The organism is Brevundimonas aurifodinae (genome assembly GCF_040195595.1).
In the GTDB taxonomy this organism is placed as follows: domain Bacteria; phylum Pseudomonadota; class Alphaproteobacteria; order Caulobacterales; family Caulobacteraceae; genus Brevundimonas; species Brevundimonas aurifodinae.
The window spans coordinates 256,552-269,714 of sequence record NZ_JBEGDD010000002.1 but is presented as its reverse complement, the minus strand read 5'-3'; the positions used below and the strand labels follow the sequence as shown (position 1 = coordinate 269,714).

Genomic DNA, 13,163 nt, shown 5'->3' with positions numbered 1-13,163 from the left:
TTTGTGCGGTGTCGCCAACGCTCGGCTCGCGGAGTCTCGCCGCTTGAGCGACGGGGTCCTGTTGGTCGCTACCGCTCGCAACGCGGTCGCTCGCTGCTTGAGCGACTCCCTTTGGTCGCTATCGCTCGCGACGCAGTCGCTCGTTACTTGAGCGACTCCCTTTGGTCGCTACCACTCGCGACGCGGTCGCTCGCTGCTTGAGCGACGTCGTCATCCGGGCCGCCGCGACGCCCAGAGCAAGTATTCGACATTGCCGTCGCCGCCGGGGATCGGGCTTTCGGTCGTCGAGCGGACGGTCCAGCCGAGGCTCTCCAGCCAGGCCGAGACCCGCTCCACGGCCGCCCTGCGGGCCTCGACGTCCTTGACGATCCCGCCCTTGCCGACCGCGCCGGGCCCATCCGCCTCGAACTGCGGCTTGACCAGCGCGATCAGCTCGGCCTCTTCCGGCACCAGATCGAGTGCCACCGGCAGAACCTTGATCAGACTGATGAAACTCGCATCGCAGACGATCAACTCAGGGGGCGTCGAAATGAGATCCGGCGTCAGGGAACGGGCGTCGGTCCGCTCCAGCACCGTCACGCGAGCATCCGCCGCGACGCGGGGATGCATCTGCCCAGAGCCCACATCCACCGCGAAAACCCGCGCCGCGCCTCGCGCCAGGCAGACCTCGGTGAACCCTCCGGTCGAGGCCCCGACGTCCAGCACCGTCCGTCCCTCGACGACCACGGGCCAGAGGTCCAGGGCGTGGACCAGCTTCCATGCGCCCCGCCCCACCCAGGGATGCGGCGGCTCGACCGTCAAGACGGCGTCGTCGGTGACCTTCTCCGAGGCGGCCCGCGCGGGGCGACCGTTCACCGTCACGCCCCCGGCCTCGATCGCCGCCCTGGCCCGCGCCCGGCTGTCGACGAGACCTCGCGAGACGAGCATTACATCCAGTCGCGTCGTCATCGTTCGTCCAGCCTCAATCGGGGTGTCAGGTGATCCAGGAACAGCCGGGCCTTTCGCGGCAGGTCCCGGTGGGTCCACAAGGCTGCCACCGGCGTCGGTGGGCCTGACCAGTCGGGGGCCACGCGGACCAGCCGCCCGTCGGCGATGTCCCGGGCCACGGCAAAGGACGGCATCAGGGCCACGCCGGCCCCCTGGACCGCGAGGCTCAGCACCACGGCCCCCGCCGCTGCGCTGAGTGTCCCGGACGGCTCCATCTCGACGACCCCCGCAGGGCCCGTCAGTCGCCATTTCTGGCCGAGCGTCGAGCCGGAGAAAACCACGCAGCGTCCGTTCAGCCGATCCTCCAGCGGGGCCTCCCCATCCAGCGCCTGGACGACCGCCGGCGACGCCACCAGCCAACGTTCATAGGTGCCCAGCCGCCGCCCGGTCAGACTGCTGTCCGTCAGGGGCCCGAGTCTCAGGATCAGATCGACGCCCTCCGCGACCGCATCGATCCGGGCGTCCGTCGCCGCGATGTCCAGCCTCAGCCGGGGCCAAGCCTTCAGGAAGGCGTCCACATGCGGGGCCACCTCGGCGGTGGCGAAGGCGATGGACGTCGAGACCCGCAGCCGGCCGACCGGCTCCCGATCCGCGCCCGCCGCCGCCTCCACCAGGGCCGCGTCCTCCTCCAGCAAACGCTGGGCCTGCTCATAGACGCGCTGACCCGCCTCGGTGACCGACAGCCGCCGCGTGGTTCGCATCAGCAGCCGCGCGCCCAGGTCCGCCTCCAGCGCCGCGATGGAACGGCTGGCGGCCGACTGCGACAAGCCGGCGTCGCGCCCGGCACGCGAGAAGCTTCCGCTCTCGACGGCGCGGACGAACAGGCGAAGGGCGGACAGGCGATCCATCCCTCCTCCTTTCATGCGATAAGCGCATAAGTCAAAGCCGATCCGCCCGACTAATGCACGAGCCGATCCCGGCGCATCTTCCTCCTCGACGACGCGCCGATGCGCCGCCCCACCCCACGAAGGAAGATCACCATGACCCAGTTCCCCATCCACACCCTGGAAACCGCCCCGGAAGGCTCGCGCCCCTTCATCGCCGGCGCCAAGGCCGCCTTCGGCATCGTGCCGAACCTCGTCGGTGAGTTCGCCGAGAGCCCGGCCGTGATCGAGGGCTACCTGGCGCTGGCCGGCGCCTATCAGAAGTCGGACCTGACCCCGCTGGAGCGCGAGGTCGTCCTGATCGCCGCCTCGGTCGAGAACGCCTGCCGCTACTGCGTCGCCGCCCACACCACGGTGACCCAGGGCCAGCATCTGGACCAGACCGTCATCCAGGCCGTCCGCGACGGCGGGCCGATCGCCGATGCGAAGCTGGAGACGCTGCGCGACTTCGCCACCCGCGTGGTGCGTGAGCGCGGCTGGGTCTCGGACGCCGACGTCAACCGCCTGATCGCGGCCGGCTATACGGCGGGCAATGTGCTGGAGGTCGTGCTGGGCGTGGGCCTGAAGACCATCTCCAACTACGTCAACCACATCGCCGCGACCCCGGTCGATGCCGCCTTCCAGGCCAACGCCTTCGAACCGCGTCGCGCGGCCTGATCCCTCGTAACCCCGGGGCGGCGTCGGACGAACTCCGTTCGACGTCGCTCCGACGGAGGCTCCGATGCGCGTGATCTCGGTCTTGTTCGCCCTGGCCATCCTCGGCGTGGCCCTCTGGCTCATCCCGGCCACGCGACGCGGCATGCTGGTCGCCGCCGAGAGTGTCAGCGTCAGCATGCCCCGGATGCGTTAGCCCCCTCACCGTGCACCCCGGCGCAGGCCGGGGTCCAGCGCCGCCCGCAAAGCCAAGCGAGGCTGTCTGGCCTGTCTCATGCCAGAGTGTCCGTGACCTGGACCCCGGCCTTCGCCGGGGTGCACGGCGGCGGTTATCGCAGCCCTACAGCCCCGCCAATCGGCCCAGAGCCGCCTGCAGACGCGCCTTTGTCGCTTCCGCCTCGGTCAACTTGGTGCGCTGTTCCTCGATCACCGCCGGAGCCGCCCGCTCCACGAAGTTGGGGTTGCCCAGCTTCTTCATGACATGGCCGATGTCGCTGTCGGCGGCCGCGATCTCCTTGGACAGCCGCGCCGTCTCCGCCGCCAGGTCGATGACGCCCGCCAGCGACAGGGCCGCCGCCGAGCCGCCCGACACGACCGTCACCGCGCCCTCGGGCGCCGCTTCGGCCACGCCGATCTCCGACACCCGCCCAAGGGTCAGGATCAGGTCGCGGTGCAGCGCGATCCGGGCGGTCGTGATGGCTTCCGGAGACACGAAGGTCAGCGGCGGCTTGGCGGCCGGCGGCACGTTCATCTCGCCACGCAGGGCGCGGATCTCGCCGACCAGATCGACCAGCCAGCCGATCTCGCCCTCGGCCTCGACGTCGATGAAGGCATCGGGCAGCACCGGCCACGCCGCGCCCAGCAGCATCGCCTCGTCCCGCGCCGGGCCGGTCTTGCCAAGCTCGTCCCACAGCTCCTCGGTGATGAAGGGCATGACGGGGTGCAGCAGCTTCAGCGTCTGGTCCAGGGTCCAGGCCGTCATGGCCCGCGTCTCGGCCTTGGCAGCTTCGTCTGCGCCCCCGAACACCGGCTTGGCCAGCTCCAGATACCAGTCGCAAAAGACGTTCCAGACGAAGCGATAGAGCGCCGACGCGGCGTCGTCGAAACGGCCGCCTTCGATGGCATCGGACACCTGGCGCTCGGCCTTGGTCAGCTCGCCCCGGACCCAGCGATTGATGGTCTGATCGACCGTCGCGGGGTCGAAACCCTCCACGCGGGCGCAGTCGTTCATCTGGGAAAAGCGCGCGGCGTTCCATAGCTTGGTGCCGAAATTGCGATAACCCTCAATGCGCTGCTTCGACAACTTGATGTCGCGTGTGCCCGACAGGATCGCCATGGTGAAGCGCAGGGGGTCGGCGCCCAGCTCGTCGATGATGGTCAGGGGATCGATGACGTTCCCCTTGGACTTCGACATCTTCTGGCCCTTCTCGTCCCGGACCAGGCCATTGATGATGACCCGCCTGAACGGCACCTCGTCCATGAAGTGCAGCCCCATCATCATCATCCGGGCCACCCAGAAGAAGATGATGTCTGCCGCCGTGACGAGGTCGCTGGTCGGATAGAAGCGCTTCAGGTCGTCGGTGTCCTCCGGCCAGCCCATGGTCGAGAACGGCCAGAGAGCGGAGCTGAACCAGGTGTCCAGCACGTCCTCGTCCTGCGTCAGCGTCTTGCCGCCCGCCTGCGCTCTAGCCTCGGCCTCCGTCTCGGCGACGTAGATGTTCCCTTCGGCGTCATACCAGGCCGGGATCCGATGCCCCCACCACAGCTGGCGGCTGATGCACCACGGCTCGATGTTCCTCAGCCATTCGAAATAGATCTTCTCGTAGGACTTCGGCTCGAAGGCAGTGTGGCCCTGCTCCACCGCCTTCAGCGCGGGCTGAGCCAGCGTCGCGGCATCGACATACCACTGATCCGTCAGCCAGGGCTCGATGACCACGCCGGAGCGGTCGCCGTGGGGCACGACGTGCCTGGTCTTCTCGATGTCCCTCAGCCAGCCCTCCTCCTCGGCGCGGGCGACGATGGCCTTGCGCGCCGCGAAGCGGTCCATGCCGTCGTAGTCGGCGGGCACGTCCGGCGCATCCGCCGTGGTGATCCGCGCGAAGGCGTCCATGACGTTGATCGCCTGAAGTCCCGCACGCTTTCCGACCTGGAAGTCATTGAAATCGTGCGCCGGGGTGATCTTCACCGCGCCCGAGCCCTTGGTCGGGTCGGCATAGTCGTCGGCCACGATCGGAACGCGCCGCCCGACGATGGGCACGGTCACGAACTTGCCGACCAGCCCCGCATAGCGCGCGTCGTCCGGATGCACCGCCACGCCCGTGTCGCCCAGCATCGTCTCCGGCCGCGTCGTCGCCACGACGATGAAGTCGCGCGTCTCCCATTCCGTCGCCTCGCCCGCCTCGTCGAAGGCGATCGGGTGCTCATAGGTCACGCCGTCCGCCAGCGGATAGGCGAAGTGCCAGTAGTGGCCGTCGGCTTCGCGCTGCTCGACCTCCAGGTCGCTGATGGCCGTCTGGAACTGCGGGTCCCAGTTCACCAGCCGCTTGTCCCGATAGATCAGGCCCTTGCTGTGCAACTCTACGAAGACCTTCCTCACCGCCGCGTTCAGCCCCTCGTCCAGGGTGAACCGCTCGCGGCTCCAGTCGCACGACGCCCCCAGACGGCGCAGCTGCTGGACGATGGTCCCGCCGCTCTCGGCCTTCCACTCCCAGACCTTCTCGACGAAGGCGTCGCGGCCCATGTCGCGCCGGCCGACGTTGCCGGCTGCTGCCAGCTGGCGCTCGACCACCATCTGCGTCGCGATGCCCGCATGGTCCGTCCCCGGCAGCCACAACACCGCCTTGCCCTGCATCCGGTGATAGCGCGCCAGGATGTCCTGCAGGGTGTTGTTCAGCGCATGGCCGATGTGCAGCGAGCCCGTCACGTTCGGCGGCGGGATGACGATCGAATAGGCGTCGGCCGCACCGTCGGTCCGGGGGGCGAACAGGCCAGAGCCCTCCCACATCGCGTACAGACGCGGTTCGGCGGCTTTGGGATCGAAGGTCTTCTCAAGCATCTTGGGTCTCGGAATGCAGAAAGGGCGGCCCCCCGTGGGAACCGCCCCTGTTGGTCTTAGTCGCCGGTGGCGAGCGGGGCTAGCCCGCGTTGCGGGCGATGCGTTCGACTTCCTTGCGTACCGCCGCCTCGACGATGCCGGGCAGGTTGGCGTCGAGCCATTCCTTTAGCATCGGGCGCAGCAGTTCACGGGCCAGGGCCTCGATGGTCGGGCCGCTGCCGCCGACGAGAGCCGACGGCTCAGGCCGGGCCAGGCTGGCCGACAGGCCGGCGAAGGCCGAGGCCGCGCTGGCGGCCGCACCGGCACCCACCAGACTGTCGAGCGGGGCCGAGGTCTCGGACGGGACGGGTTCGTGATGCACGGGTTCCGGCTCCGGCTGGAAGGCGGTGGGGAAGGGCTCAGGCTCCGGGTCCTCGACGGCCGTGACGTCCAGATCGCCGATCGTTTCGACGGCGGGTGCCTCATAGCGGTCGGTCAGGTCGAGGATCTCCTCCTCGGCGGCGGGCGCCGGCCCGGACTCGGGTGCGGGGCTCTCGGCCATGACCGGCTCGGGCTCGGGCTCGGCTTCCACCGCAGGCTCCGACTCCGGCTCCGGCGCGGCGGCCGGGGCGGCCTCGACGGCGGGGGCGTCATCCTCGGAGATGATCCGGCGGATGGACGCCAGGATCTCTTCCATCGTCGGTTCTTGAGCGGTCGTGTCGGTCATGGTCGGGCCTTGAGCGAACCTTCGAAAAGGCGAAAGCATGGGCGAGAGACGCGGAGCCGACGTTCGCCAAGCCCCCCACCGTTCGTCGCATCTACCACTTGCGGAATCAACGGGACTTTTTCGCCTCGTTGGTTAACCGGGCCTGCTCGACGGTCGCTACTGGCCCCGGGGCGCGGTCCGCACGATCTCGCCGTTCAGCTGTTCGTCGATCGGCGCCTGGGCTCCATCGTTGGCCGGCGTGACCGGCGGCGAAGCGATCCGGTCGATGGCCTCGACCGCGAAATCCCACGGCAGGGCACCCCGGTTGCGCACGCGGTCGGCGTTGGCGGCGGCGTCATAAACCTCGAGCGTCGGATCCAGATCCTCGCCGCTCAACCGCCCCATGGAGGCCAGCAGATTGGCCTGGGCGACGTATTGATTCCGGCGCGCCGTGGCCAGGGTGATCTCGGCGTTGCGCAGTTCCAGCTCGGCGTTGAGCACGTCCAGCGTGGTGCGCAGCCCGACCTGCTGCTCCTGGCGCACGCCCTCGGCGGCAATCCGTGCGGCGCGCACGCCTTCCTCACCCGCTTGCAGCTGGGCGTTGGCCGAAACGATCTGGGCGTAGGACGAGCTCACGTTCTGAAGCACCGTCCGCTCCTGACCCCGGATGCTGATCTTGGCGGCGTTGGCCTGTTCCAGGGCCTGGGCGACGCGGCTGCGGTTCAACCCGCCGGTGAACAGGGGAACGCTGAGCGTGGCCCCGGCCTGGAACTGCCTGTTCCGCCCCAGATCGAACGACGCGAGTTCGTCGCTGCCGCCATAGCTGGCCGAGAGGCCCACGGACGGCATATAGGCCGAGCGCGCCTGGGCCGCCTGGGCCTCGGCGGCCCGCAGTTCGTATTCGGCGGCCAGAATGCCGGGGTTCTCGGCCAGGCCGATGTCCAGGGCGGCTTCGAATTCGGCGGGCACGCCCGGCAGGACCGGGGGCTGCTCCAGATCGGCCGGGGCCTGTCCCACCACGGCGGCATAGGCCGCGCGCGACACCGACAGCTGGGCGCGCGAGGCCGCCAGGTCCGATTCCGACTGCGCCAGCCGCGCCTCGGACTGCGCGACGTCGGTGCGAGTGATCTCGCCGACCTCGAACCGGGCGTTGGATTCCTCAAGCTGGCGCTGAAGGACGCTCAGATTGGCCTCGCGGATGCGCAGGATCTCGATATCGCGCAGCACGTCGACATAGGCCTGGATCACCGAGCCCAGCACCGACTGCTCCACGGCGCGCAACTGCTCGCGACCGCTGAGGACGTTGGCCTCGGCCGCGTCGATGCCGCGCGCGATGCGACCACCCGAATAGAGGGTCTGGCTCAGGCTCAGGGTCGCGCTGCCCGTATCGTTCTCCGTCACGCCGCCGGTGCCGGCGAAGTCGACGATTCCGTCGCCGTTGAGATCGACGCCGCCCGACCCTTCTGTTTCGGTGCGGCTATAGCGGGCGCTGACGCTGACGCTGAGATCCGGACGCAGGCCAGAGCGTGCCTGGGGCACCAGTTCGTCGATGGCGCGCTGATTCGCCCGCTGCGCCTGCAATGTCGGATTGGTGCGATAGGCCAGGGCGATGGCGTCCAGCAGGGTGTCGGCCAGGACCGGCGTGGCCAGTCCCGCCGTGACGGCGATGACGGCGACCGTTGCGAGCGCGCGCGTGCGTTTGAACATCAACCTGATCCTTCGGGGCGCCAGACCGGCGCCGGTATCCCACGAACGGCGTAGTGCGTAAGAGCTTCGCCTTGCGCCAGTTAAGTTTTTTTCACGCGACCGCCAGCGTCATGCCGACGCAATCCGGCCTTCAGAGGGCGAAAGCCGGCGCAGGTGTCATTTCCGCCAGCACCGGCGGGGCCGCGTCGAACAGTTCGCGCCGCGAAACGCCCTCGCGGCCCTTCACATACAGCACCGCCCGGCCGTTCGGCCCCGTCCGCTCCACGACCGCCAGCCGTCCCCCGACCTTCAGCACCGCCAGCCAGGCCTCGGGGCGAACCGCCACCGCGCCCTCGGAGATCACCACATCATAGCCCTCGCCCACCGGCTGGCTCAGCGACGCGACGGCCGTCTCGACCCCGGCCTCGCTCAGGGCGGGCCCCACAACGTCCAGAACGGCGGCCTCGGCCTCCTGGGCGGTGACGGTCAGGCCCAGCCTGGCCAGAACGGCCGCGGCATAGGGGGCCGCGACAGCCAGGGCGGTCTCCCCCTCGCGGGGGTCCAGCGCCTGGATCAGTTTCGCCACTTCGCGCGCCTGCATCAACCGACGACCGGCCGCGATCTCGACCTCGACCTCGCCATAGGCGGAGAAGGCCCGGGCCGGATCGCAGAACCGTTCGCGCGGCACGGCCAGCATCGCGGCCTGCAGGCCGCGATCGGTGACGTCGTTCACGCGGACCTGCGAATCGACCATGACCTTGCGGGCGGCGGCGAAATCCATAGCTGCGGGCGTCCTGACGGCGATCGTTGAAAAAACTCGGGCGCTTATAGGTCCGCCGGGCGCAACCGACAATCATCGCCGCCGACAATGCCCCCCGACAATGATTGCAGCGCTCTGGCCGATCTGATAGCGAACGCCCCTCGCGATCTGGGGCCCCTGAAAGAGGCCCTGTGGCCTGATGGCGGAGTGGTGACGCAGAGGACTGCAAATCCTTGCACCCGGGTTCGATTCCCGGTCAGGCCTCCATCGCGATCCGGACCGGATCGTCGACCCTAGACCGGCGCGGTCATCCAGCCGATCGCACCCGCCGCGCCCACGCTGGCGGCGACCACGCCGATCGCCACCGCGATCCGCACATTGCGACCCATGAAACTCAACAACCCAGCCATGTCGTCCTCCCCGGACGGTCATAGCGCCATGGAAACCGGCGTTCATCAAGGTGGACGAAGCGTTAACGGCTTGAAATTTTGGTGACGATCACGCTTCCGGCCCGCCGCAGATCTGATGCAGAGCCAGGGCCGCCGCCGTCGCGACGTTCAGCGAATCGAATCCACCCGCCATGGGCATGCCGACCGTTCTAAGCCGTGCCAGCGTTCCGGCCGGCAAGCCGGGCCCCTCGGACCCGACCAGCACCGCCTGGCGCCCCAGTCCCTTGACCGCCTTCAGTGGGGTTTCCGCCCTGGGCGTCAGGGCCAGAATGTCGAACCCGGCCTGCTCCAGCGCCTGGATCAGCGCCTCCAGCGAGGGGGCGGCGACCGTAGGGGTCCGCAACACCGCCCCGACCGAGACCCGGATGGCCTTGCGGTAAAAGGGATCGCAGCACCGGTCGTCGCGCAGCACGGCGGCGGCTCCAAAGGCGGCGGCGTTGCGGAACAGACCGCCCATATTGTCGTGGTTGCCGACCCCTGACACCGCCAGCACCACGGCCCGCTCCGGCATCGCTGCCAGCAGGGCGTCCAGGTCCGGACCCGGCGGCTTTTCCCCGACCGCCAGCATCCCGCGATGCAGATCGAACCCGGCGATCCGGTCCAGCACGGGCTGGGACGCCGCATAGATCGGCACCCCGTCCGGCACCCGCGCCAGCAGATCGCGCCGTTGCTCGATCCGGTGCTTGGCCATCAGGACCGAACGTGGCCGACACAGCGACGCCGGCGACAGCAGCATGTTCAGAACCACCTCGCCCTCGGCGATGAACAGACCTCGCCGCCCGGTCAGGTCCCGCTCGCGAATGTCGCGATAGTCGGCGACGCGCGGATCGTCGGCGTCGTCGAGGAACGCGATGGACATTGACGACATTTCCCGTTGCGCGACGCGGAAGCCCGCTGCTATAGGCCCGCCTCCCAAGTGTGCATTCCGCGGTAGCTCAGCGGTAGAGCAGCCGACTGTTAATCGGCTGGTCGTAGGTTCGATCCCTACCCGCGGAGCCACTTGGACCAGATCGGACCCGCGCCGGGCTCACGCCGCCGCCGGCGTCTCCCCCGCCCACATCCCTTGCTGCTTCAGAAACGCCTCGTGGGTGGGCAGGTTGTCGACCGTGGCGGTCCAGGCCTTGCGAATCTGCTCGAAGCCCGCCGCCACCTGGTCCAGGTTCTGATAGGCGTACAGCGGGTTGTAGGTCTTCGGCAGGATCTCCTGCCCGACCATCACCGCCATCCACGATCCCTGGCTGAAATACTCGTCGGCACCGACCTGGAACAGCAGGCCCCGGTCGCGAAACATCTCGACCCGCTCGATCAGGCTGTCGGGGATCGGCATGTCGCGGACGTGCCGCCAGAACGGCGTGTCGTCCCGGTCGGTCGCGTGATAGTGCAGGATGACGAAGTCCCGGATCAGCTCGATCTCGCGTCCCAGCCGCCGGTTGTAACCGTCTGTATTCGTTTGGCTGAAACCCGTGTCGGGCCAGTGCTGCAACAGCCGGATGATCCCGACCTGCACCAGGTGGATGCTGGTCGATTCCAGCGGCTCGATGAACCCCGACGACAGGCCCAGGGACACGACGTTCTTGTCCCACAGTTTCTTCCTGCGCCCGGTCACGAACCGCAGCGGACGTGGATCGGCCAGGGCCTCACCGTCCAGATTGGACAGCAGGGTCTCCCGCGCCGCGTCGTCGTCGATGTAGTCCGAGCAATAGACATAGCCGTTGCCCGTCCGGTGCTGCAGGGCGATCCGCCACTGCCAGCCGGCCTCGCGCGCCGTCGACGATGTATAGGGATCGACCGCCCGCACCTTGGCGCACGGCACCGCCAGCGCCCGGTTCATGGGAAGCCAGTGGGACCAGTCCTCGTACCCGGCCTTCAGAGCGCCCTCGATCAGCAGCCCCCGGAAGCCGGTGCAGTCGATGAACAGATCCGCCTTCAACGTCCGCCCGTCCTTCAGCACGACATGGTCGACGAAGCCGTCCTCCGGTCGCTGCACGACCTCGACGATCTCGCCCTCGATCCGCTCGACGCCCCGCCCGGCGCAGACCTTCCGCAGATACTGCCCATACAGGTTCGCGTCGAAGTGATAGGCGGTGTGGAACCCCGACAGCGCCGAGCGCGGGTCCGGCGACCGCTGGCCCATCCGGCCGCGCCGCGCCGCGTGGGCGCAGATCGAATAGGCCTCCAGGCTCCCCGCCTTGCCCCGCTCCTTCAGCGCGAAATAGGAGCCGGGGAAATCCCCCAGCGTCGGCCCCACGCCATAGGTGCCGAACGGATGGAAATAGGCGCTGTCGGCCTTGCCCCAGCCGTTGAACTCGATGCCCAGTTTGATCGTGGCCTTGGTCTCGCGCATGAACTCGGCCTCGTCGAGGTCGATCAGGGCGTTGAAGTCCTTGATGGTCGGCACGGTGGCCTCGCCGACGCCGACGATGCCGATGTCGGCGCTCTCGACCAGCCGCACCTCGGCATGAGGGCCCACCGACCGCTTGATCGCCGCCGCCGCCATCCAGCCAGCCGTGCCGCCACCCACAATCAGAATGGACTTGATCGGTTCAGGCATGGGTCCTCCGGCGACGCTTCGTCCGAAGATGAACCACGCGCCGAAAGTTCGCCAGACAGATATCGGGGGGGAAGATCGGTAGCCGGCTCAAGCAGCGAAGCGCCGCGCGCTGAGCGATAGCCAACCTAAAGCGCGTGGCTCAAGCAGCGAAGCGCCGCGCGCTGAGCGATAGCCACCCGAACAAATGGTCGGAGTGAGAGGATTCGAACCTCCGACCCTCTGGTCCCAAACCAGATGCGCTACCAGGCTGCGCTACACTCCGGAGGCGGGGTCTGCCAGAAGCGCCGCGCCATGGCAACGCGAGAGGCGGCTCAGGAGCCGAAGAAGGGGTGTTTCACCTGGTCGCCCGCCTTGGCCCCGATTTCCTCGGCCCGTCCGGCGCGCAGCTCGAGCACGCCATTGGCCGCGCCGTTCGAGGGGATGATCGCCTGCGAGAAGGGCGTCGTGTGAGTGGCGATCGAGACGATCCGCCCCGCCGGGTCGATGTAGATAATGTCCAGCGAGCTCGGCGTGTCCTTCATCCAGAAACCACGCTCACCGGCCTCCGGGAACTGGAACAGCATGCCACGATCGTCCGCCAGGGGTTCCCGGAACATAAGCCCGCGCTCGCGTTCGGCATCGTCGTCGGCGATCTCGACCATGAAATCGTGCTCGCCCGTCGCCGTGACGATGGTCAGCGGCTCCAGCGGATTGCCCGCGGCGTCCACCGGCGCGTTGCCGCCCGCGCAAGCCGCCAGCACCAGGCCCAGACCCAGACCCATGATCCGGCCGAAGAAGGATCGTTTCGACAGCATCGTCGCCCTTTCGGGGCGACGCTTCAGCCGCCCGGTTTGATCTCCGCGACCACCAGGCCCTTGGGCCCGCTGGCGAACCGCACCGCCACCGTCTCGCCCGGAACCAGATCGTCCAGGCCACAGCGCCGAAGCGTCTCGATATGCACGAAGATATCGCCCGGATCGGTCGAGCGCACCACGAATCCATAGCCCTTGGTGCGATTGAACCATTTGACGGTGGCCATCTCCAGGTCGCCGCCGACCTCCTCGGCCATGGACAGGCTGCGACGGTCGGACTTCAGGCTCTCGTAACCGCGCTTGGGCGTCGCCATCTCCGGGTCGGCCTCGCCCAGGTCGTGCACATGCACCACCTGCCAGCCCTTGGGCCGGCGCGCGCAATCACAGGCGATCGAGGCCCCCTCGCCCGCCAGGTCCCAGCCCCCGTCGCGCAGGCTGCTCACATGCAGCAGCACGTCCTTGTGGTCCGTCACGCCCGGGTCATCGGGAACGATGAAGCCGTACCCCTTGCCCGGATCGAACCATTTCACTCGCCCGACCACACGGACGGTGTCCGTGACGTCCAGCCCCTCAATCTCAGACACGTTCAGCCCCCCGTCCGCGCACATTGCGAACGGTTCATGTTTAACACGGTTCTGTGAAGCCGGGAAAAGCGAAAAAC

At 68.4% G+C, this 13,163-nt stretch carries 12 protein-coding genes and 3 tRNA genes; 4 read left to right on the top strand and 11 right to left on the bottom strand.

Annotated features, from left to right (window positions below; translation table 11 throughout):
* Positions 1–210: 210 nt before the first annotated feature.
* Complete coding sequence (locus ABN401_RS03760; protein ID WP_349683494.1) at positions 211–948, bottom strand: TlyA family RNA methyltransferase; 738 nt, start codon at positions 946–948, stop codon at positions 211–213.
* A complete protein-coding gene (locus tag ABN401_RS03755) occupies positions 945–1,835 on the bottom strand; it encodes a LysR family transcriptional regulator (protein WP_349683493.1) in 891 nt (296 codons plus the stop codon). Before ABN401_RS03755 ends, ABN401_RS03760 begins: the two co-directional genes overlap by 4 nt.
* A 132-nt stretch (positions 1,836–1,967) precedes the next feature.
* Between ABN401_RS03755 and ABN401_RS03750 the strand changes: the two genes are divergently transcribed.
* Positions 1,968–2,528 carry a carboxymuconolactone decarboxylase family protein gene (locus tag ABN401_RS03750; RefSeq protein ID WP_349683492.1) on the top strand — a complete coding sequence of 187 codons (561 nt, stop codon included), beginning with the start codon at positions 1,968–1,970 and terminating at the stop codon, positions 2,526–2,528.
* A 64-nt stretch (positions 2,529–2,592) separates the two neighbouring features.
* Positions 2,593–2,721, top strand: a complete 129-nt coding sequence (locus tag ABN401_RS03745) for a hypothetical protein (protein ID WP_349683491.1) — start codon at positions 2,593–2,595, stop codon at positions 2,719–2,721.
* Positions 2,722–2,865: 144 nt separating this feature from the next.
* Here the strand turns inward: ABN401_RS03745 and ABN401_RS03740 are convergent, their stop codons facing one another.
* From ABN401_RS03740 to ABN401_RS03725, 4 genes are all read right to left on the bottom strand, one after another.
* The gene (locus ABN401_RS03740) at positions 2,866–5,580 is read right to left on the bottom strand and encodes a valine--tRNA ligase (RefSeq protein ID WP_349683490.1); all 2,715 of its coding nucleotides are present in this window, start codon (positions 5,578–5,580) and stop codon (positions 2,866–2,868) included.
* A gap of 79 nt (positions 5,581–5,659) precedes the next feature.
* Positions 5,660–6,286, bottom strand: a complete 627-nt coding sequence (locus ABN401_RS03735; RefSeq protein WP_349683489.1) for a DUF2497 domain-containing protein — start codon at positions 6,284–6,286, stop codon at positions 5,660–5,662.
* 156 nt (positions 6,287–6,442) lie between these two features.
* Positions 6,443–7,972, bottom strand: coding sequence for a TolC family outer membrane protein (locus tag ABN401_RS03730; RefSeq protein WP_349683488.1), 1,530 nt, complete (start codon positions 7,970–7,972; stop codon positions 6,443–6,445).
* Between the two features lie 130 nt (positions 7,973–8,102).
* Positions 8,103–8,732, bottom strand: a complete 630-nt coding sequence (locus ABN401_RS03725; RefSeq protein WP_349683487.1) for a protein-L-isoaspartate O-methyltransferase family protein — start codon at positions 8,730–8,732, stop codon at positions 8,103–8,105.
* 172 nt (positions 8,733–8,904) lie between these two features.
* Here ABN401_RS03725 and ABN401_RS03720 point away from each other — a divergent pair.
* Positions 8,905–8,978, top strand: a tRNA-Cys gene (locus ABN401_RS03720).
* Positions 8,979–9,209: 231 nt separating this feature from the next.
* On the opposite strand, the gene ABN401_RS03715 is transcribed toward ABN401_RS03720, so the two are convergent.
* Positions 9,210–10,019: a TrmH family RNA methyltransferase gene (locus tag ABN401_RS03715; protein ID WP_349683486.1), complete on the bottom strand. Its 810-nt coding sequence runs from the start codon at positions 10,017–10,019 to the stop codon at positions 9,210–9,212.
* Positions 10,020–10,084: 65 nt separating this feature from the next.
* Between ABN401_RS03715 and ABN401_RS03710 the strand changes: the two genes are divergently transcribed.
* A tRNA-Asn gene (locus ABN401_RS03710) sits at positions 10,085–10,159 on the top strand.
* A gap of 28 nt (positions 10,160–10,187) precedes the next feature.
* Here ABN401_RS03710 and ABN401_RS03705 read toward each other — a convergent pair.
* From ABN401_RS03705 to ABN401_RS03690, 4 genes are all read right to left on the bottom strand, one after another.
* Positions 10,188–11,711, bottom strand: coding sequence for a tryptophan halogenase family protein (locus ABN401_RS03705; RefSeq protein WP_349683485.1), 1,524 nt, complete (start codon positions 11,709–11,711; stop codon positions 10,188–10,190).
* A gap of 185 nt (positions 11,712–11,896) precedes the next feature.
* Positions 11,897–11,973: transfer RNA gene (locus ABN401_RS03700), tRNA-Pro, on the bottom strand.
* 49 nt (positions 11,974–12,022) lie between these two features.
* Entirely contained in the window at positions 12,023–12,505 is a 483-nt protein-coding gene (locus tag ABN401_RS03695; protein ID WP_349683484.1) for a DUF192 domain-containing protein, read from the bottom strand.
* 23 nt (positions 12,506–12,528) lie between these two features.
* Positions 12,529–13,110, bottom strand: a complete 582-nt coding sequence (locus ABN401_RS03690; RefSeq protein ID WP_349683483.1) for a cold-shock protein — start codon at positions 13,108–13,110, stop codon at positions 12,529–12,531.
* Between the last annotated feature and the right edge of the window lie 53 nt (positions 13,111–13,163).